Source organism: Virgibacillus aidingensis, from assembly GCF_010994035.1.
Taxonomy (GTDB): Bacteria; Bacillota; Bacilli; order Bacillales; family Amphibacillaceae; genus Virgibacillus_N.
In genome coordinates this window covers 82,805-108,961 of the sequence record NZ_WIXN01000007.1, presented here as the reverse complement: position 1 = coordinate 108,961, position 26,157 = coordinate 82,805, and the positions used below count along the sequence as shown (strand labels likewise).

23 protein-coding genes are annotated in these 26,157 nt (G+C 41.1%); 13 read left to right on the top strand and 10 right to left on the bottom strand.

Annotated features, from left to right (window positions below):
- Positions 1-25: 25 nt before the first annotated feature.
- The gene (locus GHD25_RS07915) at positions 26-1,453 is read right to left on the bottom strand and encodes an APC family permease (RefSeq protein ID WP_164215846.1); all 1,428 of its coding nucleotides are present in this window, start codon (positions 1,451-1,453) and stop codon (positions 26-28) included.
- A gap of 319 nt (positions 1,454-1,772) precedes the next feature.
- Between GHD25_RS07915 and nhaC the strand changes: the two genes are divergently transcribed.
- A complete protein-coding gene (gene nhaC, locus GHD25_RS07910) occupies positions 1,773-3,194 on the top strand; it encodes a Na+/H+ antiporter NhaC (RefSeq protein ID WP_164215845.1) in 1,422 nt (473 codons plus the stop codon).
- A gap of 56 nt (positions 3,195-3,250) precedes the next feature.
- On the opposite strand, the gene GHD25_RS07905 is transcribed toward nhaC, so the two are convergent.
- Positions 3,251-4,207: an acetamidase/formamidase family protein gene (locus tag GHD25_RS07905; protein ID WP_164215844.1), complete on the bottom strand. Its 957-nt coding sequence runs from the start codon at positions 4,205-4,207 to the stop codon at positions 3,251-3,253.
- 730 nt (positions 4,208-4,937) lie between these two features.
- On the opposite strand from GHD25_RS07905, the gene GHD25_RS07900 reads away from it, so the two are divergent.
- From GHD25_RS07900 to GHD25_RS07870, 7 genes are all read left to right on the top strand, one after another.
- A complete protein-coding gene (locus tag GHD25_RS07900) occupies positions 4,938-5,954 on the top strand; it encodes a TAXI family TRAP transporter solute-binding subunit (RefSeq protein WP_164215843.1) in 1,017 nt (338 codons plus the stop codon).
- A gap of 29 nt (positions 5,955-5,983) precedes the next feature.
- Positions 5,984-6,490 (top strand): DUF1850 domain-containing protein, encoded by a 507-nt coding sequence (locus GHD25_RS07895; RefSeq protein ID WP_164215842.1) that lies wholly within the window; start codon positions 5,984-5,986, stop codon positions 6,488-6,490.
- Positions 6,491-6,495: 5 nt separating this feature from the next.
- Positions 6,496-8,469, top strand: a complete 1,974-nt coding sequence (locus tag GHD25_RS07890) for a TRAP transporter permease (RefSeq protein WP_240452276.1) — start codon at positions 6,496-6,498, stop codon at positions 8,467-8,469.
- 358 nt (positions 8,470-8,827) lie between these two features.
- Entirely contained in the window at positions 8,828-10,225 is a 1,398-nt protein-coding gene (locus GHD25_RS07885; RefSeq protein WP_240452275.1) for an SLC13 family permease, read from the top strand.
- A gap of 110 nt (positions 10,226-10,335) precedes the next feature.
- Positions 10,336-11,529, top strand: a complete 1,194-nt coding sequence (gene lhgO / locus GHD25_RS07880; RefSeq protein WP_164215841.1) for an L-2-hydroxyglutarate oxidase — start codon at positions 10,336-10,338, stop codon at positions 11,527-11,529.
- Between the two features lie 153 nt (positions 11,530-11,682).
- Positions 11,683-12,885: an MFS transporter gene (locus GHD25_RS07875; RefSeq protein ID WP_164215840.1), complete on the top strand. Its 1,203-nt coding sequence runs from the start codon at positions 11,683-11,685 to the stop codon at positions 12,883-12,885.
- 54 nt (positions 12,886-12,939) lie between these two features.
- Positions 12,940-14,301, top strand: coding sequence for a hypothetical protein (locus GHD25_RS07870; protein WP_164215839.1), 1,362 nt, complete (start codon positions 12,940-12,942; stop codon positions 14,299-14,301).
- Between the two features lie 35 nt (positions 14,302-14,336).
- Here the strand turns inward: GHD25_RS07870 and GHD25_RS07865 are convergent, their stop codons facing one another.
- A complete protein-coding gene (locus GHD25_RS07865) occupies positions 14,337-14,492 on the bottom strand; it encodes a ribbon-helix-helix domain-containing protein (RefSeq protein WP_164215838.1) in 156 nt (51 codons plus the stop codon).
- 351 nt (positions 14,493-14,843) lie between these two features.
- On the opposite strand from GHD25_RS07865, the gene GHD25_RS07860 reads away from it, so the two are divergent.
- The 3 genes from GHD25_RS07860 to GHD25_RS07850 all read left to right on the top strand — a co-directional run bounded on the left by GHD25_RS07860 (position 14,844) and on the right by GHD25_RS07850 (position 17,664).
- On the top strand, positions 14,844-15,635 hold the full coding sequence (locus GHD25_RS07860; RefSeq protein ID WP_164215837.1) for a transposase: 792 nt from the start codon (positions 14,844-14,846) through the stop codon (positions 15,633-15,635).
- Between the two features lie 211 nt (positions 15,636-15,846).
- Positions 15,847-17,013 (top strand): nucleotide sugar dehydrogenase, encoded by a 1,167-nt coding sequence (locus tag GHD25_RS07855; RefSeq protein WP_164215836.1) that lies wholly within the window; start codon positions 15,847-15,849, stop codon positions 17,011-17,013.
- A 129-nt stretch (positions 17,014-17,142) separates the two neighbouring features.
- Entirely contained in the window at positions 17,143-17,664 is a 522-nt protein-coding gene (locus GHD25_RS07850) for a BsuPI-related putative proteinase inhibitor (protein WP_164215835.1), read from the top strand.
- A gap of 68 nt (positions 17,665-17,732) precedes the next feature.
- On the opposite strand, the gene GHD25_RS07845 is transcribed toward GHD25_RS07850, so the two are convergent.
- The 4 genes from GHD25_RS07845 to GHD25_RS07830 all read right to left on the bottom strand — a co-directional run bounded on the left by GHD25_RS07845 (position 17,733) and on the right by GHD25_RS07830 (position 21,626).
- Positions 17,733-18,545, bottom strand: coding sequence for an alpha/beta fold hydrolase (locus tag GHD25_RS07845; protein WP_164215834.1), 813 nt, complete (start codon positions 18,543-18,545; stop codon positions 17,733-17,735).
- A 322-nt stretch (positions 18,546-18,867) separates the two neighbouring features.
- Complete coding sequence (locus tag GHD25_RS07840) at positions 18,868-19,494, bottom strand: metal-dependent hydrolase (RefSeq protein ID WP_164215833.1); 627 nt, start codon at positions 19,492-19,494, stop codon at positions 18,868-18,870.
- Positions 19,495-19,977: 483 nt separating this feature from the next.
- Positions 19,978-20,361 carry a DUF4064 domain-containing protein gene (locus tag GHD25_RS07835; RefSeq protein ID WP_164215832.1) on the bottom strand — a complete coding sequence of 128 codons (384 nt, stop codon included), beginning with the start codon at positions 20,359-20,361 and terminating at the stop codon, positions 19,978-19,980.
- 134 nt (positions 20,362-20,495) lie between these two features.
- Positions 20,496-21,626: a glycerate kinase gene (locus GHD25_RS07830; RefSeq protein ID WP_164215831.1), complete on the bottom strand. Its 1,131-nt coding sequence runs from the start codon at positions 21,624-21,626 to the stop codon at positions 20,496-20,498.
- 135 nt (positions 21,627-21,761) lie between these two features.
- On the opposite strand from GHD25_RS07830, the gene GHD25_RS07825 reads away from it, so the two are divergent.
- Entirely contained in the window at positions 21,762-21,980 is a 219-nt protein-coding gene (locus GHD25_RS07825; RefSeq protein WP_164215830.1) for a YjzC family protein, read from the top strand.
- A gap of 64 nt (positions 21,981-22,044) precedes the next feature.
- Here GHD25_RS07825 and GHD25_RS07820 read toward each other — a convergent pair whose 3' ends face one another.
- Positions 22,045-22,455 (bottom strand): PaaI family thioesterase, encoded by a 411-nt coding sequence (locus tag GHD25_RS07820; protein WP_164215829.1) that lies wholly within the window; start codon positions 22,453-22,455, stop codon positions 22,045-22,047.
- A gap of 110 nt (positions 22,456-22,565) precedes the next feature.
- Positions 22,566-23,528: a hypothetical protein gene (locus tag GHD25_RS07815; RefSeq protein WP_164215828.1), complete on the bottom strand. Its 963-nt coding sequence runs from the start codon at positions 23,526-23,528 to the stop codon at positions 22,566-22,568.
- A 290-nt stretch (positions 23,529-23,818) separates the two neighbouring features.
- Here GHD25_RS07815 and GHD25_RS07810 point away from each other — a divergent pair, with 290 nt between their 5' ends.
- A complete protein-coding gene (locus GHD25_RS07810; protein ID WP_164215827.1) occupies positions 23,819-25,000 on the top strand; it encodes a saccharopine dehydrogenase family protein in 1,182 nt (393 codons plus the stop codon).
- 120 nt (positions 25,001-25,120) lie between these two features.
- Here the strand turns inward: GHD25_RS07810 and GHD25_RS07805 are convergent, their stop codons facing one another.
- The gene (locus GHD25_RS07805) at positions 25,121-25,792 is read right to left on the bottom strand and encodes a GntR family transcriptional regulator (RefSeq protein ID WP_240452279.1); all 672 of its coding nucleotides are present in this window, start codon (positions 25,790-25,792) and stop codon (positions 25,121-25,123) included.
- Positions 25,793-26,157: the final 365 nt, after the last annotated feature.

Here is a 26,157-nt window from a genome sequence, read left to right as displayed (position 1 = left end):
TTTAGTCATATTAGCGAGTTAATCGCTATTCCTCTTCTTCCTTATGCTTAATCACTCTCTCCATTTCCCGCTCCATATGCATATCAGCATGCTTCCTGCCATATTTAGACATAGCAACCATGTATAAAACAGCACCTAAAACAATCCAAACAAATATTATCAGCCATTCATATGGCCACACAAGTGCGGAAGGCATACCCGGGAAATATAAAATTGCTACACCAATGGACATAATCGTTGCAATCCAGCCAATGGTTGTTCCGCCTTTTAGTTTAAATGGACGTACCATATCAGGGTCTTTTTTACGTATAATAATAAACGATACAGCAACCATGAGCCATGCTGCAACCAGTCCCAACCCACCCGCGTTTACAAACCATACCAGTGCAGGCCGTCCAAGTAGGGGGGCTAATGTTGATAAGACTGCAATCAATAATATTGCTTTATGTGGTGTTTTATATTTTGGATGGAGTTCACCCAGTGTTTTTGGGAGCATTCCAGCCTTTGCAAGTGCATAAATCGCACGGCTTCCACCAACATAAAAGCCGATCCAGCTGGTTAAGATACCGCCGATTCCTCCGAGTACAAGAATGTTTCCCATCATCTGACTGCTTCCAAACGCTTTAGCCATGGCATCTGCGGTCACTAAATTTGAAGCAGCCATTTCAGAGGGAGTCAGTACCATGGAAACGCCAAAAATAATGGCTATATACCATATAACTGCAAGAATAACGGACAAAATAAGCAGTTGACCTATTCTCTTTTTTGGCAGATTTATTTCTTCAGCTGCCTGAGGGATAACATCAAATCCAACAAACATGAATGGTGTCATAATTACAACGACTAAAATTCCTGAAATCCCTGTTGCAAAAAATGGCTCCATTGTTTGAATATTGCCTGACACACTACTTCCGGTGATCAGCAATATACCAGATATAATAATTAATGCTGTTAATATAAAATTGATTGCTGTGGAGAGTTTAATTCCACGATAATTAATCCAGGCAATCAAAACAGATCCCAGCATACCTACACCAGCCCAGGTGATAGTTACATCCCACCCCGAAATAGTATATAAGTATCCCATACTGTAATGCGGAATTAAATATTCAAATACGGTGGGAAGGGCGACTGCTTCAAAGGCTATAACAGAAACATATCCGAGAATTATTGCCCATGTGGCAATGAAAGAAGCAACCCTTCCCATTGCTTTAAAGCTGTAAAATAATTCACCTCCGGCAAGTGGAATGGAAGAAGCTAATTCAGCGTAAGCCAATCCTACCAATACTACGAGTACTCCACCAATAGCAAAGGCAAGGATTGCACCTAATGAACCTGCCTCCGAGATCCAAAGGCCTGTGGTAACTACCCAGCCCCAGCCGATCATTGCCCCAAATGCCAGGGCCAGAACATCCCTGTTCCCTAATATTTTTAATAGATTTTGATCTTTCAAGTATAGCCCCCCTTATAAATAGCTTATTAATGATACTTTCATACTCCTATAGTTATTTCATAAACAAAATTTTATGAAAAAAGAATAAAAGGAAACTTTATAAAAAATACAGTTAATCAATATTAAAATTTGAACTTCTTTTTCATGCATATTTATGGACTAGGTTAAATATTGATTATATTAGCTATTATTTAAGCCCTGAAAAATGTAAAAACACCAATATTTGAAAATGGTGTCAGTATATCCAAATTAAATTGAATTAGATTCCGGCTCATTATATTTTCAATATGATATTCCGGCAGAAGGGAGGTGAATTAATATGAAAAATGCAAAAGAAGGTACAAGGAAACCTAATAGTTTCGAGGTTATTATCGTACTGATTTTATTTTTAGCTATTGCATTTTCATTTACTGGTGTTTTTGATTTACCCATTCAATTAGCTTTATTTATTGCCTTATTTCTTGTCATTTTACTTGGATTAAGATTGGGATATTCATACCGTGATTTGCAGGATGCGCTTAAAGGTGGTATTTCCAGTGGATTAGAAGCTGTTCTAATACTAATAGCAGTTGGGGCGCTTATTGGTACCTGGATTGCTGGCGGGATTGTACCAAGCATTATCTATTATGGATTGGAATTTATCCACCCCAGTATATTTTTGCTGGCTACGGTACTGCTTTGTTCCATTACTTCTTTGGCGACCGGAACCTCCTGGGGGACTGCCGGAACAGCTGGAATCGCGATGGTAGGCGTGGGAGAGGCGATGGGTATACCGTTGCCAATGGTAGTTGGAGCAGTTTTGTCCGGCGCATACTTTGGTGATAAACTTTCACCATTATCAGACAGTACCATCCTGACTGCTTCCATGGCCAAAGTGGATGTAATTGAGCATATTCGATCGCTCCTTTATGTAAGTATTCCTGCATTAGTAATTAGCGGCGCTGCTTTTACAATAGTTGGGTTTACTTATGCGTCTGACAATATAAATTTAAATAGAATCGAATCCATTATGGTCTCCATGAACGATACATTCAGTATTCACTGGGGAATGCTGATCCCTGCAATTATAGTTATTACGCTGTTAGCAATGAAAAAGCCTGCTGTGCCTACCATTGCTTTCGGCGCACTATTAGGGGTAGTCTGGGCCGGGTTATTTCAGGGTACTGATTGGGTAGCAGCTTTAAATACTGCTTATGAGGGATTTAGTGTACAAACCGGTGATGCGTTTATGGATGAATTGTTAAACCGTGGCGGTATTGTTGGCATGCTTGGATCAATTGTAGTTATTTTGCTGGGACTCGGTTTCGGTGGATTATTGAATTATATTGGGGCACTGCAGGTGATTGTTGATTCATTTTCAAAGTTTATTAAAAACACCGGACGTCTTTCAGTATCGACTATCGCAACAGGGTTTTTATCGAATGTTTTTGGCTGTGCCATGTATGTGTCGTTAATCCTAACCCCGAAAATAATGGAGAAAAACTATGAACGGTTAAAAGTGGACAGAAGAATACTTTCCCGAAACACGGAAGTAGGGGGTACATTAACATCAGGGATGGTGCCGTGGTCTGACAATGGGATATTTATGGTTGCTTTATTTGGCGTACCGACACTGCAGTATGTGCCATATATGTGGTTGAGTTTTGCAGCGATTATTCTTGTCATTATATATGGATACATGAATAAATTTATATGGTATGTTGATGACCCGGAAGAAGGAAAAGAAATGAAAACTGTGTAAATTGACATAATCAGCGAACGGCCGCCCATCAAAAGGGCAGGCCGTTCGTTTTTATATTATCTAAAAATCGAATTCGGCAAAAACGCCGACACCAAACAATTCGGCATGTTCACAATCTCACTGATCCGCAAATCCACAGCAAGACTGCAAAGCATATAAGCCTCCGTTTCACTCATCCTGTACGTATCCACCAAATGTTCAATCATATACCGAATGGCATTTTGAGCAGCCTTATAAAGATCTTCACCATGCCCTGTGGTCACGTAATATCCTCTGCTGTCAGCTTCCGGAGTAGGCGGTCCGGGAATTTCGTATCTCGGTTCCGCAATGGATTTTCCTTTGTGCAGCTTAAACCGGATCGTTGTTTCCATGGAGGCTTCGACAGCAGTTCCGCACACTTCACCATCACCCATCACAGCATGTGTATCCCCAATGGAAAATAAAGCACCTTCCACCCACACCGGGAGATACAACTTTGTTCCGCTGGTCAGGTGGCGGGTATCCATGTTTCCTCCATTTTTTCTTGGTGGAACAACGCTATGGTTGCCTGGTTCAGGCAGAGCTACACCAGCTGTTCCGGGGAAAGGTTTCATGAAAAGGTCGATGCCGTCAAGGAATTCCATCTTATTTTTGCCGGAGAGATCAAACGTTTTTATTGCAGGTTCTTTAAACTCGTCTGCAAGCAGACCAAACCCGGGAATAAGCGCTGTCCATCCCCAATCAAGCTGGGAGAAATTCAGCATTTCGACTTCCAAAGTGTCTCCTGGTTCTGCTCCTTTTATATAGACAGGTCCTGCTACAGGGTTAATTTTTCCAAAATCCAGATTTTCCACATCTTTTGTTGTAGATTCCTTTGTAAATTGTCCGCCGGAAGCTTCTGTAAGTTCGTACGTGATGGTCTGGCCAGAATCTGCTTCAGCAATGGGTTTAAGGGAATTATCCCAGCCGACGTGACTGTTTGATTCGAAATCATGAATGGTCATATAAGGGTGATTGTGGTGATGAATGCTCATTTTCTATCTCTCCTTTAATATTGGCGATTTTTTGATACATAACTTGGCTGATACAGTGATAAAGGGTATTTTTTGCGAAGAAATTAAAATAATGCTGATATATTCAAGCTAAGTAAAATTGGGTTTCTATCTCGATAATCAGTGGTTTTTGTTTTCATTATGGATTGTTTTGAAAGCTATCTTCAATATATAGTCTATATTTTAGATGATTTTTATTCAATCGGTATGGAAAGTGACTTTTAAGAAAATACTTAGTAGTTTTATTCATACGTATAAAGAATGGAATCTCGTGATTTCCTTCTATTGATATATAGAAGGATAACAATAATCTCAAATATCAATAAAGTTATTTACAATTGAAAATAAATGATATATTATAAAGATTAACATATAAAACGCTTTCGTATTTCATTCGTTCTTTAATTTAACAAACCGGAATGAAAAAACGATCTGCCTAATCTGTTAAAAACTTCCCGCCGAAGTTATCCCACAGATAAGATCCAGTTCAAATAGACTTTTTTATAGTCTTATTTGGATTGGATTTTTTAATCTGTGAAGCCATAGATTTGAAAGCGTTTGCTTTAAGGGGGAGAGAGTTTAAGTCTATTATGGGGGTGGTTAATAAGTGTTACGTTAAGTATTGCAGCAGTACTTATGTGATATTTATATTGATGAATTTTATTGTGGAATTGATATTTATGGAAAAAATGATGCTATTGGAGGCGACAAAATGAAAAAGATGTTTTCAATCTTTAGTTTGGTTTTCTTAATTGGAATTGTACTTGGGGCGTGCGGTGACAGTGATGCAGGTGGAGAAAGCAGCGGTGAGGATGGCGGAAGTGAAGGCGGCAGTGTTGAAGAAATACTCGATGGTGAGTTTGTCACGATTTTAACCGGCGGTTCCTCCGGTGTGTATTATCCGCTCGGAGGAACTTTGGCAGATATGTTCCAAAACTTAGGTGCCAATGCCAATAGTCAATCAACAGCTGCATCAGCAGCGAATGCCACAACACTTAACCAGGGGGATGCAGAAATTGGGTTTTCCATGGGAGATGCTGCTGCTGATGCATATGAAGGAGTTGGCAGCTTTGAAGAACAGGGTGCCCAGGAAAATATCCGCAGTCTGGCCTCTTTATATCCAAACTATTTGCAAATTGTAGCTACTGAGGAGTCCGGCATTAAAACAGTGGAAGATTTGGCAGGAATGAATGTAGCCGTGGGGGCTCCTGCTTCCGGAACTGAAATCAGTGCTCAGCGTGTGTTGGAGGCTTATGGCATGTCTTATGATGATATTAATGAAGATTTTCTATCATTTTCAGAAGGTGTGGAAGGAATCCAAAATGGAAATATAGATGCTGTTGTTATTTCCTCCGGTTTGCCAAATGCCGGTGTACTGGAACTTCAAACTACACAGGATATTGTTGTTGTAGAAATTGATGAAGATATCATTTTGGGAATGCAAGAGGATTATCCTGCTTTTTTCCCGACGAATGTACCTAAGGATGTGTATGATTTGGAAGATGATGTCACAACAATTGGCGTCAACAATGTTTTATTGACCCACAGTGATGTTTCAGATGATCTTGCATATGCCATGACGAAAGCAATATTTGAAAATGTTGATCAATTAAGAGATACACACAATGCAGCCCAGGATATTACACTTGAAGAAGCACTGGATAACCTTCCTGCTCCGCTTCACCCGGGTGCAGAAAGGTATTTTGAGGAAGAAGGCATCACAGAGTAATGTGACACCATCGTACAGAGGGTGCGTATATGATAAAAAAAGCAGTTTTGACTTTTGGATTGTTGCTGATTGGAATCGGTGCCTTGCTGATGCCGGTCCAATCAGGCCTTTTATTAACGAATGAAAAAGGAGAGCCCTTTTATTTTTTGCCGTGGAATTCGGATACAGTAACGATTGGCTGGCGGCATTCCGTTGAGTTGACACCATGGGAGGAAACTTACCGTATTACCGGCGAGGGCGAATTATCCTTTGAATCAACATTGTTTCAGTCATACGGGGCAGGGACTCCCGATGTCGAAGGAAAAGTGGATTTTTTGGAAGATGGTTTTATTCAAGTCACCCAAATAAACAGAAAGATACCGTACTATTCGCTTTACTATGTTCCGGTTTCACAATATTACCTTGAAGATCATGAAAACAAATATCGATTAGCAAACTATATTCCTGATCATTCAGATGTTCAAATTCATTATGAACAATTACAAGCATATGAGTGGTTGAGATTAAAGTTGGAGGATATAAACAAGGAGGGATAGGCCGCGTGAGTAATGCGATTAAAGAAACAGAAGAGCTTACTGAAGAAAATCAGCTCTCCGGTAAAGAACAACGCAAACTAGTTGAAAAATATGATTCCGAATCCAGATTCAGAAATTTGAACATACCTTGGATGGCCAGGCTCGTTACATTAATATCTGTTGGTTTGGCGCTATTCCATCTGATTACTTCATTTACAGGTCCTCTAGTCACGCTGCAGCATCGGGCTTTACATACAGGTGTTATTCTGGTGCTTGTCTTTTTATTGTATCCATCAAGGAAAAATGCACCGCAGCAGCGTGCATCTATTATTGATTTTTTACTGGCTTTATTATCGGCGGCAACCATTGTCTATATTTTTGTAGATTATATGGGAATTGTGCAGAGAGCAGGTTTGCCAAGCAAAAATGATATTATTTTCAGTTTACTCATGGTTATTCTCGTGCTTGAAGGCGGGCGTCGTGTTGTAGGCACGGGATTAACCGTGCTTAGTGCCTTGTTTTTGCTTTATGCTTATTTAGGTCCATATCTGCCGAGAGTGGTTGCACATCGTGGTTACGATATCGACGCTATTGTCACCTACTTATATTTAACGACAGAAGGTATATTTGGAACTGCCATAGGAGTTTCTGCGACCTATATTTTCCTGTTTGTATTGTTCGGGGCTTTTTTGAACAGAACAGGAATGGGACAACTCTTTAATGATTCTGCCATGGCGATTTCCGGACATACTTCCGGAGGACCGGCGAAAGTAGCCGTTATTTCAAGTGGATTTCTTGGTTCGATAAATGGCTCTGCGATTGCAAATGTAGTGACTACAGGGTCATTTACCATTCCATTAATGAAAAGGACCGGATATTCAAAGAATTTTTCCGGAGCTGTAGAAGCAGCTGCATCTGTCGGGGGGCAGGTGCTTCCGCCGGTGATGGGTGCGACGGCGTTTATCATGGCTGAGACATTGGGCATGCCTTACGTCCAAATCGCTATCTCAGCTATTATTCCCGGAGTTTTATATTATCTTGGAGTAATCACCGTAGTTCATTTGCGTGCCAAAAGACGCGGATTAAGAGGGTTATCGAAAGAAGAACTTCCAAGTATGAGAGTGGTAATGAAAGAGCGTGGACACCTGCTCATTCCGCTGTTCATTCTGATTTATATGTTATTTGGCGGGTATACGCCAATATATGCTGCCGCATGGGCGATTATCTCGACAGTAATTATTTCTATGTTACGAGCAACTACACGTATGAATATGAAAGGTATAATAAAGGCACTTGAAGAAGGTACACGCAGTGCACTTGGTGTAGCTATGGCTTGTGCTATGGTAGGGATTATTGTTGGTGTCGCATCCTTGACCGGTTTTGGTCTGAAAATGACTTCAGCCATTCTCGTGCTTGGTAATGATATGTTATTTTTGACCTTGTTTTTCACAATGCTTGCATCCATTATTTTAGGAATGGGCTTGCCATCGATTCCTACGTATATCATTACCTCTTCGATGGCTGCACCTGCATTGGTTCAATTTGGTGTGGAACCATTCGTATCCCATATGTTTGTATTCTATTTCGGTATTTTAGCTAACCTTACTCCGCCTGTAGCTCTCGCTGCATTTGCTGGTGCAGGTATAGCGGGAGGTGAGCCGAACAGAACCGGGTTTATTTCATTAAAACTTGCTGCAGCAGGCGTTCTTGTCCCTTATATTTTTGTATACTCCCCAGAACTGCTTATGCAGGGAACCGGTGTCGGTGGAGCTGTTCTAATTGGGGTTACAGCAGCCATAGGGATTATTGCACTAGGTGCCGGATTTGAGGGATATTTCCTGGAAGAGATGAATTGGATTCTTAGGGTGCTCTCGGTGACTAGTGCCATCGTTTTAGTAATACCTGGGATTGTAACAGATCTCATTGGATTCAGTTTGTTGGCAATGGTAGTTATATTCCAGGTGATTAAAAGAAGAAAAAAAGTAAATACAGCAACCTAGCAGGGACACGGGGACAGGTACCTTGTCCCACCTCATCCACGAGGGACACAGGGACAGGCACCTTGTCCCACCTTGCCCATCCACGTTTGGGACACAGGGACAAATCTTTTCGGTGGGACGAGCATTTAGCGCAGTCCCAGGCACCTTGTCCCATCATCTTTAGGGGACACAGGAATAAAGCTTTTTGATGGGACGAGCATATAGTGCAGTCGCGGACACTTTGTCTCTTTCAATTGTTTGAATTTGGGACAGTAAACCTGTCCCTGTGTCCCGGCTAATATATTACGAAAGGTAGTAAGAAATGAAATCCTATGTCAGCAAACAGAATAGCAGTATGTACTTTGCCAGCAAGGAAAACATGCAACAGATCATTAGTATTGTCATCGCTATTGCTATATTTTTGCTATTGTATTTCGGATTGCCGGAAACATTTTCGCAATCCGGAAAATTAATGACTGCGATTGTATGTGCCGGGGTTGTTTTATGGGCTTTGGAACCATTTCCCATGGGATTAACGGCATTTTTGATCCTTGTTATGATGCTGCTATTTAATTTAGCTGAACCGGAAGTCGTGTTCAGTGGTTTTGCTTCACCCGCAACACACCTTGTCATTGCCGGTATGATGATCGCAAGGGCGGTGAATGAAACCACTCTTGTTAAAAGAGTAAGTTATTTTATTTTAAAAAAATGGGGAGGCAGGGCAAAAGGATTGCTGGGTAGTTTAATCATTGTCCAGCAAATCCAGGCTTTTTTTATTCCATCATCAGCTGTACGTGCTACCTTGATGCTGCCCATTTCATCCATGATTGTAGAAACAGTGGAAGCAAAACCGGGAAGCAATCTTCGTAAAATGATTATGCTTGGCGTGGCGTTTGGCGGGAATATTAGCGGAACTGCCATCATGACAGCGGCAGTTGGAAACATTTTAACAGTAGAGCTGCTTCACCGTTTTGCCGGGGTGGAAATAACGTATTTTCAATGGTTTTTATATACGTTTCCTTTGTGGCTCATTCTCATTCCGGCTATTTGGGTTTTATTGATAAAATATTATCCGCTGCCAAAAAATGAACAGTCATTTCCAAGGGTAAAAAAAGAAATGAAGTTGAAATTGGAGGAGCTTGGTCCGATGGATAAACAGGAATGGAAATGTTTAATTATTTTGCTGTTTGTAGTCGGGCTTTGGATTAGTCAGCCGCTGCACGGATTGCATCCGAGTGTGCCTGCTTTAATTGGCGCAGCAGTGATGACTATGCCGGGTATTGGATGTGCCAGATGGGAAAATGTGGTCAAAATTAATTTTAATACGGTATTGCTTCTAAGTGTTACATTGTCCATGGGATATGCTTTGGTGGATTCGGGAGCTGTAGCAACCTTAAGTGATTATCTCAGTGTGGGGTGGTTTTTATCCCTTGTACAGACCCCGTTAACTGCGGCAATCATTGTTATTATACTAACGCAAGTATTTCACAAGATGATATCCAATGTTCCGGCTGCTGTTGTAACATTAATTCCAATCACCATCAGCCTGGCAGCCAATGCGGATATAGATCCATTGGGGATGGCGTTTACAGCAGGACTAACAAGTCTATATGGATTTTTGCTTGTTGTTGAAACAATGCCGAATTTAATTGTACATAGTACCGGGTTAATTTCACAGCGTGACTTTTTAAAGCCGGGTCTTTATGCAACAGTGATTACTATGCTCGCCACTGCACTTGTTGCATCGACTTGGTGGAAGATTGTAGGATTAATATAACAGGGACACAGGCTCAGGTACCTTGTCCCAGGCTCGGTCTTCTATTTAAAGTTGGGACAGTGGACCTGTCCCCATGTCCCATGTCCCCATGTCCCAGGGAGGGAGAACATATGCATGATTTTCTAATTGTTGGAGCGGGAATTGTTGGACTGGCTTCAGGGATGGCTTTATTGGAAGAAAATCCTGGTGCAAATGTAATTATTCTGGAAAAGGAATCACATCCGGGTCTCCATCAAACCGGACACAATAGTGGTGTTATTCATTCGGGAATTTACTACAAGCCGGGAAGCTATAAAGCGAAATTTGCAAGAGCAGGCAGTGAAAGTATGCGTGATTTCTGCCTGAACCATGAGATACCCCATGAAATTTGCGGAAAGGTAATTGTTGCATCAAACAATAAAGAATTGCAGCAGCTGGAAGCGCTGTACTACCGCGGGGTGAAGAACGGTTTATCTCCGGTGAGGCTGACTAAGGAGGAATTGCTGGAAAGAGAACCACATGTAAATGGGTTGGAAGCGATTTATTTGCCGACTACCGGGATAGTGGATTATCAGCAAGTGGCCGGAAAAATGGCAGAAATTTTCCACTCTAAAGGCGGACAAATCGTGTATGATGCAGAGGTCAAAGCAATCAGCGAAACCGGAAATGCAGTTTCCATTGATACGGATCAGCATACTTACCACGCAAATTTGCTTCTTAATTGTTCAGGACTATATAGTGACCGGATTGCAAAAATGGCAGGCTATCTGACAGATATGCGAATATTCCCATTCAGGGGAGAATATTTCAAGCTGAAACAAGAAAGAAGCTATCTTGTAAATCATTTAATTTATCCTGTCCCCAATCCCGATTTTCCTTTTCTCGGTGTACATGCAACAAGGATGATCGATGGTGGCATTGAAGTAGGGCCAAATGCGGTTCCCGGTTTGAAACGGGAGGCATATAAGAAGACATCATTTGCCTGGAAAGATTTTTATGAAATCATATCGTACCCGGGCATTTGGAAATTAGGTTCTTCCTATGCAAAAGAAGGCGCAGGAGAAATGGTGCGTTCCCTAAGTAAAAAAAGATTTGTGGAAAATTTGCGCCGGTTGCTGCCTGATATTTCAGAAGATGATCTGATTGCCGCTCCTGCTGGTGTTCGTGCACAGGCTTTGCAGCATGATGGTACATTGATCGATGACTTTTTTATTGTAAACGGCAAAAGAAGTATTCATGTTTGTAACGCTCCATCCCCTGCAGCTACAGCAGCCCTGGAAATAGGGAAAGAGATTTCAGGCAGGATTTTGGAAAGAGCCATATAAAGATAATTAATAATCGATTTTCATAGTTTCGATGTTGAAATAATAGTGATTTTGCGAGATACTTTGGGCATAACAATGCCCTTTTTAAAATTCTAAAATGTCGAGTGTTGTTTTATTACATAGAGCAGGTACAGATCGAAAGGCGTCGAAAATATGACTACTACCACAAACAGCAAAACCATCTATCCAATTTTATTCATTATAGGATTATGCCACTTATTGAATGACACGCTCCAAGCGGTCATTTCCGCCATGTTTCCCATCCCGGAAAATTCATTGGGACTGACATTTACCCAGCTCGGTTTTATTGCGTTTACATTGAACATGGTAGCTTCTGTCATGCAGCCTGTGGTTGGCATGTATACGGACAAACGGCCAATGCCGTACGCTTTGCCGATCGGGCTGGCAAGCAGCATGGTTGGCATGTTCGGTTTGGCACTCGCTCCTAATTTTTGGGCAATCCTGGCGAGTGTGCTTTTTATCGGTTTGGGTTCCGCTATCTTCCATCCGGAAGGGTCGCGGGTAGCGTATCTTGCGGCGGGTCCGCGCAGGGGGCTGGCACAATCGATTTATCAGGTGGGAGGGAATTCGGGGCAGGCGCTTGCTCCCGTGATTACCGCGCTTGTCCTTGTTCCGCTTGGACAGTTTGGTGCCATTTGGTTTACGCTGATTGCCGGTTTGGCAGTAATTTTTTTAATGTATATTGCCAGGTGGTACCAATCTCAAGTCGGCAGGCCAATGAAAGTAAAAGCACAAAATGGAGAAAAAAAGCGGGATAAAAACCTCTCTAAAGCAATAAAAGCTGCGCTCATCGTCCTAGTGTTTATCGTTTTTGCCCGCTCTTGGTACCAGAGTGTTATTGCCAATTTCTATGCATTTTTTGCGATAGAAAACTATGGCGCAACCATTGCCCAGTCCCAGGGATATATCTTCACATTCCTGCTTGCAGGAGCCATCGGGACTTTTCTTGGCGGCCCGATCGCGGATCGATTCGGCAAACGGAATGTCATTATATTTTCCCTCTTGGCAGCCGCTCCGCTGGCGTTAATTTTACCATTTGCCGGCCCGGTGATGGCGATTATTTTACTTGCCCTGCTTGGGATCATTGTGCTGTCCAGTTTTTCTGTAACCGTTGTTTATGCACAGGAATTAATTCCCGGGAAAATCGGAACCATGTCCGGACTCATTGTCGGCTTGGCATTTGGTATGGGGGCGATTGGATCAGTAGTGCTTGGATCTTTAATTGATCTGATCGGCCTGACGCCGACAATGATTGCAACTGCATTCCTGCCGCTTCTTGGATTGCTGGCGTTTTTACTGCCGGCGGATGAAAAGATCAAAGAGTGGTATAGCTAGGTATGGCACAAGAAGATGTAATAAAATAATCCTTGGATTTGAGGAGCGGATCAAATGGGCCTTAAGACAAAAATTTCCAAACTGACGAAAAAGGAATTGGTCGATTTACTCACTGCAGTGGCAGAAACCGATGAAAATATAGAAACTATGCTGGAATATAAACTTTCCGGCGGTGAAGATGAAATCAAGGAAAGTAAAAAGCTGATAAGGACGTATATCAATCGGTATAAATGGAAAGGTTTTATCAGTTTGAGGTACGTCCCGTCTTCACTTCAAGGTGCCGAAATGGTGTTGGACAAAGGAAGGGATAAACTGGCAGCAGGGGAAAGCGAAATGGCAGCAAAGCTGGCTATAGCTGTTCTTTCCATAGTCGTGGATATGATGCAATATGCTGATGATTCAAATGGTGCAATAGGGGGTGCAATTGAGGAAAGTATTTCTTTGATTGGAGAGGCTGCTTCCTATTCTGTAATATCAGATGATAAAAATACGCAGAAAAAGGTATTTCAATTAATAATGAAGGAAGCTAACCATACACGATATGACGACTGGAGCAATTGGCAGTTCGATCTTTTGAAAATATGTACTTTGTTTTCCATTGAACCAACCATGAGACAGAAGCTTGAGAAAAAGCTGAATCAATTATTGGAAAAGCTCTCCGGGGAGTCCTCCTCATGGTCAAAGGAGTTTGATACGATAGAAATAATGCTCCTTCAATTGGAGATCCTGGAATTAAATCAGGAATGGGAAAGAGCCGGAGAGTTTATTTATGAGCATATTCAGTACAGTGATTTCAGGGAAAAAGCAATTAGATATGAACTTGAAAATGAAAACACTGGATCAGCATTAAAACTAAGTAGAGAAGGGCAGATACAAGATAAAGAACTGCCCGGGCTGGTGACAAAATGGAAAGAATATGAACTGAAAATTTATGAAGTCCTTGAGGACATTGAAAATCAAAGGAAAATATTGATGGAATTAGTTTTTAACAATAGCTTTGAAGCATACAAGAAATTGAAAAACCTATATAATGAAGAAGAATGGAAGACAGTAGCAGAGAAAATTTTCGATGGATTTGAAGAAACAGGAAACAATGCTACTTATATCGAGATTGCAAAAGAGGAAAATAGGCAGGACAAGTTGTACCGTATTTGTAAAGAAGATAATTTCTATATTCAGGAGTTGTATCCTTACCTGATAGATGAATATCATGTGGAAGCAGAAATGATTTTTAAGAACTTTATTCATGATCAAGCAGAGCCTGCCGGGTCAAGAAAACATTACCGGGGCGTATGCAAACTGATCGGGAAATATAAAAAAGCATTCGAAAAGACCTCGTTTATCCAGTTGAAAGAAGAATTACAGGAGAAATATAAACGCAGGCCAACCTTTTTGGATGAACTGGAAAAAGTGTGAAGATAAAGAAAGCCGCCTCCATGAAAAAAGACTCTCTATTCCTGAGAGTCTTTTAAGCCTTTTCTGATAAGCGTTCTGATGGCTTCATTATTTGAGAGGATCTTGTTTTCTTCCTGATAAGCTTTGATTTCCTCCACTAAATCATTGGGAAACATAACGAATGCACTGATTGTCCTATTTTTCGCAGGCATTTCTTCACCTCATATCAATTATAGACCAAAAACGGAAAAATAGCAAGGGACACAGGGACAGGTACCGTGTCCCAGAGCTTATTGTGCCATACCGGTTTTCACAAAAACTGTTTTTACAAAAGTTGTTATTCACTATTTTGTTTTTCTGAAAATATACCGAATTTATAAATCAAACTACTTTCACCAAGCAAAAATTGCTTTTTCGGCTTATAAAAATTGAAAATCTACTCTTCCAAATAGTATTATTTTTCTCTTTTGAGATTTTGACAACCCTGGAGGTATAAAGTACCTTAAATTTAAAAGAGGAGCCGGGTGTAATGAATCATTCCCTTTATCCCAGGAGGATGTTCTATGGTAAGAAGAGCAAGGAAGAAGAGCCGGAGTGGCATTTATCATATTATTATGAGGGGAGTCAATCGGCAGACGATTTTTGAAGAGGAAGAAGACAGAAATAGGTTCCTGGAAATTTTAAAAAAGTATAAGACTATAAGTGAATATAAGATTCACAGCTATTGCCTGATGGATAATCATATTCATTTGTTATGGGAAGAATCAGAGAAAGAATGCTTGGCCAATTCAATCAAAAGAATTAGTTCAAGTTATGTATATTGGTATAATCATAAGTATGAAAGGTCCGGACACTTATTTCAGGAAAGGTTTAAAAGTGAAAATGTCGAAAGTGCGGATTACTTTTTGACTGTATTGAGATATATCCATCAAAATCCGCTGAAAGCCGGAATTGCAAATAATATATCAGAATGCAAATGGACCAGTTATCATGAATACTTCAGCTGCGGGGATCTGGTGGATACCGAGTTGGGACTTCGTTTATATGCAAAAGAAAAAACCAAAGCGGTTCACTTATATTTGGAGCACATGCAGCAAATAAATGATGATCAATGCCTGGATATAAAGGTAAAAATAATAAAAACCGATCAGGAAGTCCGGAATTATTTGTACCAGCTAGGCGTTTATAACACAAGCAGTCTGCAGCAAATGGATAAAAAAGACAGAGATGCTATATTAGCCAAAATAAAAATGATGGAAGGCACTTCACTTCGACAACTGGAAAGAATTACAGGAATATCAAAAAGCGTAATTGGGAGAGCAAGGGACGGAGGGACAGGTCAGCTGTCCCGTTAAATTATTGAGACGTGGAACATGGGAGTGCGCTAAACGCCAATGCTGTCAGGTTGAATGGGGGAGAGGAACCAGGTTAATTGTGCCTCTATCAGTTACTGGGACAAGGAACCTGTCCCCATGTCCCGAAAGTTTGCAGATCCACCAATGGACTATTATAATTTAGTTAGCCATTAAAAGTTACTTAAAACAATTATAGAAAGGTATTTTTTCAATGAAAATAACGATTGCAGGAACCGGCTATGTCGGCCTCTCGAATGCCGTCCTCCTGGCACTGCACAATGAAGTAATCGCGCTGGATATAAATGAAGAAAAAGTGAATATGATTAATAATAAAGTATCTCCTATAGCCGATGAAGAGATCCGGCAATTTTTAAAGGAAAGGGATTTGAACCTGACAGCAACTACAGACACAACGCAGGCATTAAAAGAAGCCGATTTTGTTGTTATTTCAACGCCGACGAATTATGATCCTGACCAAAATTACTTTGATACTGGTACCGTAGAAAATGTGATTGAAAATGTCTTATCTGTGAATCCGGATGCTGTCATGGTCATTAAATCAACAATCCCGGTTGGCTACACAGAGTCAGTCAGAAAGAAATTTAATACAAAAAATATTATTTTCTCCCCTGAATTTTTAAGGGAGGGAAAAGCACTTTACGATAATCTTTATCCTTCCCGCATCATTGTAGGGGAGCAGTCTGAGAGGGCAAAAATATTTGCCAAACTGCTGGCAGAGGGAGCGATCAAGGAAAACATCCCTATTCTTTACACCGGTTCCAGGGAAGCAGAGGCAATCAAGTTATTTGCCAATACTTATCTTGCCATGCGGGTATCCTTCTTTAATGAGCTGGATACCTATGCGGAAATGAAAGGACTGGATGCACAGCAGATTGTTGAGGGAATAGGGCATGATCCTCGAATCGGCCATCACTATAACAACCCATCCTTTGGCTATGGCGGTTATTGCCTGCCAAAAGATACGAAGCAGCTGCTGGCCAATTTTGATGGTGTCCCAAATAATATCATCCAGGCGATCGTGGATTCCAACAGCACGAGGAAAGATCACATTGCCGGGCAAATTTTGAAACAAAATCCAAAAACTGTTGGCATTTACCGGCTGACGATGAAAACCGACTCTGATAATTACAGGCAATCTGCCATTCAAGGCGTGATAGAGAGGCTGAAAGAAAGGAACGTCGGCATTGTTATTTATGAACCGTCTCTCAGAGAAGATACTTTTGAAAACTATCAGGTAATGAAAGATTTTGATAAATTTAAAGATAAAGCTGATGTGATTGTAGCCAATCGCCTGTCGGATGAATTGAAGGCAGTCAAGGAGAAAGTATATACAAGAGATTTGTTCAGCAGGGACTAGCGGGACAGAGGGACAGGTTCCTTGTCCCAGTCGATTGTACTTGCAAATGTGGGACACGGTACCTGTCCCCTTGTCCCTGAGTTTATAAAAATCCATCTTATGGAATAATAGTCATAAGAGGTGGATAATATGAGGAGTTCGAAGACACTGTTAATGGGTTTGCTTCTGCTGGGTTTTACTGTCATTGCAACAGCTTGTGCAGAAGAGACATCCAACGAGAACGGAACTCGGGGCAATGAATCTGAAGAGCAGGAAAATGAAGAGGAAAATACGGGAGAGGAGGCGGCTGAAATTACCAATGATGGGGTAGTATATGCGTTACAACCTATTTCGATATCGGCTGAGGATACTGTATATGAATTTACTATCACCAATGAAAGTGAGGAAGAAAAAGAGCTTTCTTTTACAACCAGCCAGCGATACGAATATGAACTGCGGGATCAGACCAATGAACTGGTTAAACGATATTCTGATGACATGGCATTTATGCAGGTGCTGGAGGATATAAAATTGCCGCCCGGGGAGGAACTGAGCTATAAATTGAAGCTTCCTGCCCTGGAACCGGGAGATTATACACTGACAGCATTTTCGGTAGCTAAAGGTTTGAGCGGAAACCAGGTTACGGTAACCTTTTCTATTGAAGAAGAGTGAATATAAAAAATCTCACGCTGTTGAAGTGTGAGATTTTTTATGACGAAGTTTACCGGATGCAGAAAAAATTACTGCCCCTGCAAAAACCGATCCACCACAGCATTAAATTGCTCCCCATACTCCCAAAACATCATATGCCCGCCAAGCACTTCGACTTGTGATTCAGGGTAATGCTCATTAATATAGCCCAACGCGGTATCAGCCCAGTGTTCCGCAACCACTGTCAAAGTTGGAATGGATTTGCTAGCAGCTTCAGCTTCTTCGCGATAATCGGAAAACATGCCTGATGCGAAAAGGTTTGCGGCTACATAGTATGGAGTTTTCAGTGACTGTTCAACAAGCCAGGTTAATTCTTCAGGCAGTAATTCCCGCTGCACCATTACCTGGGTAATATAGTCAGTTATGAATGCTCTTTGTCCTTTTGGATCCCGCAAATTTGTGGTGTAAATGGCGGCAATATCATCAAGCTCACCTTCAACCCAATCATTCTCATTGACAGACAAAGATTTCGGCGGCATATCAATCATGACCATCGATTTAATATTGGATCCACCAAATTGTTTGAAGTATTCCCAAACAGTTAAACAGCCGAAAGACCATCCAGCGAGGGTGACATTTTTTAGATTCAGCTGCCTAATTACACTGGCTAAATCAGTACCATGGGTGACATAATCATTCCCATGCAACACCGTTGTGGATCTCCCGTGACTCCTTGGATCAATCACCACCACCCGGTTTGTTTTTGAAAAGAATTCCACTTGTTTGGAAAAGACTTCTGTTGTGAAAGTAAATCCTGGTATAAAAACAATAGGATCACCTTCCCCGGATTCTTGAACAAATAATTCCGCGCCGCTGTCTACTTCAACATATGATTCTTTCATTGATATCAAAAGTTTCAGCTCCTTTGTGAAAATGATAATTAATAATTTATATTCCAGGGTATATTTATAGAGAACCAGGAATGAGTTTTTTTGGATTAGCAGCTGCAGCTAAATACATGGCAGGTTATCCCTTGTCGGATAGGGAAAAGTAGTTTCTTTAAAATTCCTTTTACGTCCGCTTTAACCCCTTCCATAATACTTGATTTTCTTTCCCTGATTTAACTTTAATATAGTAAGTTTTATTTTCCTATATTAAAGGGATATTTATTGGAAAATGCCTGAACTGGGAATGCGAACACTTCCCACATTAGATTTAATTCACTCACATTTCCTTCGAAGAAACTGGCAAAAACAGCTTGATTCCCCGCTTATTAAAAGGCAAAAACTTACTGTCAGTTACTAGATGGCTGATATATGCAGTAAGACAGGCATAATAAACACCATGGATGCCGAGTGATGTTTCGAGTCTGGAAGCAATCATGCCGAAGAATACAATTCCCAAGATCGAATGTGTGTAACCGCGGTGGGATACCACAGATGCAATTAAAATATAAATCGCGAAGAGAATCAGCCAGTTTTCCTGCAGAGAAACTCCTCCCGCCAATACCCCTATCCCAGTCAGTGTGAGCATATGTTTTTGTTTTAGCCGGGAAGAAAGCAGCAGTATTACAAGGCCAATTCCCGCACCGATAAATTTTGACGTATCCGTTCCTTCATAAAAGCTGTAAAAAATCATCAATACACCAATAATCTGAGCTGCCGTCCGCAGTAATTTATGGGATAAAGTAATTCTTCCACGCAGTTTTCCGTCAATGTCCAAATCAGGTACCAATGCGGACACTGTTCCCAGCCCTATCAATAAAACTGTTGCTGATGGGGAAGTATCAAAGGTGTTTGCCGTTATGTAGCCTATTGCACTTCCAAGTGCTGCATGTGCAGTGCCATTCATTTTATAATGCTCCTCTTTTTTTATGTTTTTCTATTTTATCATAAAGCAGGGGAGGCTTCTGCTTAGGTATGTTTTTTCCTGCAGTGACACTATTTGTCACACTTCTAATGTTTACATTAATTAATACCAGAGAGGTCCGGGAGGCAGGGATTTTTCTTTTATATAACAACATAATCTCTCATTTTTTAATCGTATTTGGAGGTATGTAGGTCTCCCGGAATCCGGGATAAGTTGTGGACCGGAATTGGCCGCTGGACAATAGGAACTAATCCCTGAGCTTCATAGGGAAACAATATTTTGAATTTGAACAGCCGGTGTTCAGGTCGGTCCCGTTTATATTACGTTCTATTATTTTAGAAAGTGGAAAAGGAATACCGAGAGCCGCGTCGCGTTATGGTATTTAGCTGCTGCGGCTTTATTATTTGCAATCGTAATCGAGGCCGGGATTGTAATCAGCAGATAACTGGCAGAGGGCGGGTCCCTCTACTCAGTCTCTTTCCTCACAAAACAAAGTATTCCTGCTGCTAAATAAAATAGTGATTGAAATAGCACCCCGGAAAACATCAGCCAGCTGCTGACAACTGCCGCAGCAATAAACAATCCGCCAGAAAGCCGCGGTCTGCTGGAAACCTTAATGACAGCAATTAATCCCAATAAAAAACTGATGAAAGAACTGATGACAGGAATCCATAATGCGCCAAGCAATATCAATAAAAAACTGCTCAATACATCATCAAAATATGCTTCAAGGCCTGACCATCCAACCCCAATGTTTATAAGAAGCAACAGTAATCCTAATGCAATAAAAAATATAAAATCAATGGCCGTTCCAATAATACCTAATACCAATTCCGCAGTCCGTTTCATCAGCAGCCTCCTCAAGGATTTCTCTTATATATAATATAGCAAAAATCATAAGTCATACGTAATAGAATGTGATAGTTTATGAAAACCACTATGCATACTTTAATACACTTTTAACCGGAATCTCCAAAACTCTCTTAGTTTCTATTTAACATCCATACCAGATTCATAACCTGCTTCGTTTGCTCCGTCAAAAGCTCTCCGGCGTTTTCCATAAATTGTTGAAGTGTGATCGGCTTATTCGCAATGGAAAAACAACCGGAAAAATGTTCGCGCAAAACATCTGTATTACCTCCAAGACTGCCGGAAAGCAGGATAACAGGCACCTGGTGCTTTTTTGCCAGGGAAGCAATATAACCCGGGGCTTTCCCGTAAAGTGTTTGTTCATCGCTTTGTCCCTCCCCGGTGATGACAAGATCTGCCGATTGGATGGCTTTCTCCATACCACTTGCCTCTGCCACCAGCCTGGCACCGGACATAAGCTCGGCTCCCAGGGATAACAATGCAAAACCGAGTCCCCCGGCTGCACCCGCTCCAGGTGTGTTCATGATTTGTTTTCCGGTTTCCTTTTCGACAAGATGACCGAAACCTTCCATCGCGTCATCATATTCTTCCAGCTGCCGGATGGATGCTCCTTTTTGCGGACCGTATACATATGTTGCCCCGCGTTCTCCGCAAAGGGGATTATCGACGTCGGATGCCACTTTAATTGATACGTGTGGAAGCCTGGCATCCATTCCGGAAAAATCAATGGTTTGCACGCGGTGAAGGTTTTCTCCAAAAATTCCAGCCAATTCTCCGCCGGTGTCAGTTGCTTTCATACCTAAAGCCTGCAGCATGCCCAATCCGCCTTCATTTACCGCACTTCCTCCAAGTCCAATGATGATTTCCGTGCAGCCTTTATCCAACGCAACAAGCATTATTTCTCCAAGCCCAAACGAGGTAGTGTGATCGGGATTTCGCTGTGATTCGGGTACCTGTGTCAGTCCTGCAATTTTCGCACATTCAATAATAGCAGTTTTTCGTTCAGTGACAGCAAAAGAAGTGGATATTTTATTACCCAGTGGTCCCGTTGCTTCCAATGAGATTCTTTTACCATCTGTTGCCGTAAGTAAAGCTTCCATCGTTCCTTCCCCGCCATCAGCCATTGGCTTTTGAATCACTGCTGCTTCCGGCACAATTTGATGTATTCCGTCAGCCATGCATTGTGCAGCCTCCCCTGAGGTCAGACTGCCTTTAAATGAATCCGGTGCGACAACTATTTTCATGACGTTCCTCCTTTCCGCCAATAAATATTACCCATACTATACCGTAAAAATGAAATTCTTCCTACACCTTTTGATACATAACAGCCGCATACTAAGCCATAATATGAAAGAGGAATGACAAGGAGGTTTAAAATAATGGGTGAAATCAGTCAATTTAAAGGCGGGGAAAAAGCACCGAATAATGGAATTTATATTGAAGTTGGCGAGACAGGAAGCGGGGTGGAAGAGCCGAGACAGGTGGAAATGTCAAAGGGAGATAAGTTTCCCGAGACCTCAAATAATGACAGAGTTTGGAAACATAAACGGAGCCTTTCCCGGCCAAGTCCGCAAAATAGCAGACATACATCAAATTAAGCGGAAGGGATCGTGAACAAATCACGATCTCTTTTTGCTAAGGGGCTGAAAACGAAAGCCGTCCTTATCTCTTTTCCACCACAGCTACAGTACATCTCGAGACACAAATGAGATTGTGCTCTTCATCTGTAATTTTAATATCCCAAACCATCGTGGTTCTGCCTTTGTGGAGCGGGGTTGCAGTGGCAGTAACAATACCATCCCTTTTACCTTTTACATGATTGGCATTAATTTCAATCCCTGCCGGAAAATGGGTTTCAGAATTGATGTTTAGTGCAGTTCCGATGCTTGCAGCCGTTTCGGCAAGTGCAACAGAGGCGCCGCCGTGCAGCAGTCCCATCGGCTGGATGGTTTTTGGTCCAACAGGCATCGTGCAAACAACCCGGTCAGGCGTCAATTCTTTATTAGTAATCCCTAAAGCGCCTACCAGTGTATTTTCAGGTTCTATTCCATTTAACAAACTGCCATACCCCATTTTTCTCCCCCTTATTTATATGCATTTATTTTTCATCAATGAACTTTCCTTATTAGAAAAAAGAAGACTCAAACACTATGGTTTCCTATATGCCGAACTTTCAATTACCATTACTCAGCCGGATCGAAAAGAAATATACTTGCCTGTCCTTCTTCCTGATTAATTAAATGAAGTTCCTGAAAACCAAAATCAAGCGCTGTCAGTTGCAGCACATTTTCAAAATCCGTGATATCAGCCTGATCTTCAGCTAAATTGTAGTGAACTTCTGCAGCGGCATCATTTACAGTAACATCAATGATTTCGATGCCTGCCCCAATACCGGGTTGATAGGAGGAATTATCCTTAACGGCCTTCATCTTGTTTACTGTTTCAGGGAAATCCATCAAATCGCCGGCCTCATCTGTCATTATTTCCTCCGCAGAAACCCCGCTAATATAAGTCCTCATTCCGTCTATATCACCATATACATAAAAACCCCTGTTTTCCGGTGCTTCCACATCAAGACGTTCGACAGTGCCTGTTTGCCCAAACTCAATCCCCGGTTCATCGCCAGTATAAAATTCCAATGTCTCAATGCCGTAGAGCGAGCTGATGGCATGCAGCATATCCGTGAAATACAGCTGTTCTGCAGATGCCATGGATTGCAATTGTTCATTTTCAGTAAAATAAAGGGAAGCAGCAGTACCATCCACCGCGATCTGCTCCAGTTCCGCAAGCTTATCTGTCTCAGCACTTTCTTTCAGAGAATCAAGAAGCCTTTCTTCCAATGGAAGCTGCTGATCTGATCTTTGAAAAGAGAATGCAAGCAACTCTTCGCTCCTTTCAAAATCTCTATGTCCGTATACGATAAAACCGCTGTCCAAGATCTCTTCCTTTATGTGCTGCTCCTTTTCATTTGCTTCTTCAGATGGTGATGATTGCTCCTCATTTGTTTCACTTACTTGTGTTTCTCCCTCTTCGGCAGTTTCGTCTGCAGATTCTTCTTCTGATTCTTCAGGCTCATTACCATTTTGCCCGCATGCTATTAGAAAAAATAGCAGGCTGACGGCAATCAGCAGATATGTTCTTTTCATTTTTAAAAGATCCCCCTTTTGAGAATGTTAATCTAATTTTCCCTTTTCGGACAGATAAAAACATGAACTAATAATTGACTATAGTATAACATTGGAGGGAAAGTAATTCTCCTGATAGAGAAATATTTTAATATCGATTTGGAAATAGCGTGAGGCCTTAGTATTTTTCTGCCGGAAAAAACACCTGTAATTTCAGCTTGAAAATTATATAAGCAAGTAATATAATAGCAATAATATTGTTCAACAATTATGTTCCACATTAATTATATTCTTTAGGAAGGGGAAATGATATGAAAGTTGCAGTTCTTGGAGGAGCAGGTTTGCAAGGCAGAGCTGTATTACATGATTTAAGCAATTCCGCAGACGTGGAGAAAATAATTTGTGCAGATGCAGAATTCTCCGGATTGACATCTTTTGAGAAAAATATTGATTTAAATAAAGTAAGTAAAAAATCCATCGATGCCACTAGCAAGGAAACCCTTCTCTCGCTATTTAGAGAAGATGTGGATATTATTATTGATGTGCTTCCAAAGCAATTTAACGGAATCGCCGCTGAAGCAGCAGTCGAGGCGGGGGTTTCCCTGGTTAACTGTTCTTATGCAACAGAACTTGCGGATGATCTGGATGAGAAAGCAAAAAAAGCAGGTGTTACTATATTACCGGAAGTGGGGCTGGATCCCGGCATTGACCTTGTTTTATGCGGATATGCAGTAACACAGCTTGATGAAGTGTATGATCTGTATTCTTATACAGGCGGAATCCCCGAGGAGAAGGCAGCAAAGCAAAATCCGCTAAAATATAAAGTAACCTGGAATCTTTATAATACCTTATTATCCTACTACCGTCCGGCAACCGTTATGAAGGATGGCGAGGTAATTACTATACCTGCCAGAGATCAAAATAGGGAACAATGGAAATTAAATGTGGATTTTCCTGGTTTTAATGATTTAGAAGCCTTTCCAAACGGAGATGCTGTTCGCTTTGCCAAGCTGCTGGGTATAGACAAGACAGTAAAAAATACAGAAAGAAGGTCTATCCGCTGGGGCGGGCACATGGAATTCTGGAGAAATATGGCAGACCTTGGTTTTTTTGAAGATAAACCTGTTCCTCTTGTTCCTGGTGACATAAAACCGGTTGAATTCCTCGTATCTCACTTGAATCCGCGCATGCAATATGAAGCGAATGAAAAAGATCTGGTCCTGATGAAAAACATCGTGCGTGGTAAAAAAGCCGGCAAAGAGATAGAACTTATCTACAGTATTTTTGCAGAAAGGGATCTGGACACCGGTCTTTTTGCCATGAATTATACCGTTGGATATACAGCAAGCATTGTGGCACAAATGTTGGCAAAAAAAGAAATAACCCGTCCTGGCTTACTGAATCCTACAGTGGATATCCCCTACGAGCCATTTATAGAAGCTATCGGCAAACGCGGGATTAAAGTACAGGAATCAAAGCGTGTATTTGACTAAAGCAAAAAATGAAATATAACCAAAAAAGGTTCGGTTAATAACCGGACCTTCTTGCGTTACCATAAAAAACGAATAACAAAGGGTTTATGGAAATTGGTGCTGGAAAATAAAAATACCGGACTATTGGCGAAAAATAGAATCCAAGCTTTTATAAGAACTTGGCTGCTGGGATGTACTATCCATGGCATCTGAAAAATGCTTATCAATTTCCTCTCTTAATAGATCAGGCTGCCTGTTTTTTAATAATCGTATAATATTTAAATGTCCCTTTGTTCCGAGGGGCTGATAAGCCTCCTCGATAAAAAAGGAATCAAATAGGATAACATAAATATTTGTTTGGTTAATAAGTTTTTCAATAAATTCAGGAAGAAAATAATTTCCTGAACGGCTTGCGATATACATATGAAATTTTTTATTGGTTTCCGTATAACCAACGAGATCATTTTTACCTAAAACCTTTTTCTCTTCTTCCACAATATCGGTGAGGATGAGAAAGTCTTTTTCAGTTAAATGATACATGGCACGGACTGCCGCCATTTTTTCCAGCTCTTTTCGGAGGTCATATGCCTGCAGCATTTCCTCTCTGGTTGGATTCGAAACAAAGGCTCCTTTATTTTTGACTAAATTAACAAACCCTTCATCAGCCAGATGCTTAAGGGCATTCCTGATCGGAGAACGGCTTATTTTTAATTGTTCGGAGATAGTTGACTCTACCAGCTGCTGACCTGGTGCCAGCTGCCGATGGATAATCGCATCTTTAACTTTATGATAGACGATTTCTTCTACGGTCATTTTTTTCACTTTCCATCTCTCCCTCACATCTCTAAAAAGATCATACTATAAAAACAGATCGTCTGTAAAACCGGCAGTACTGTAAACGGAAAAGATAGAACGTATGCAAAAGATGCAGATCACACATCAGCGCTTACTGCGGCATAGAGGATATAGGAAAGTTGGAGAATAGAGTTTTCACAAATGAGATATCTCGTGTTGCAATTTTCTACAAATTTCAACATCCCTATTGACAGAAATAAAAGTAAACTGTAAACTACTATTAATATTGTTGAACAATAAAGATGTACAATATTTTTGTTTGTTACTTAGAATATGACATATTCAAAGCAGAAAAAATATGATATGGAGGGCTGGTCATGAAT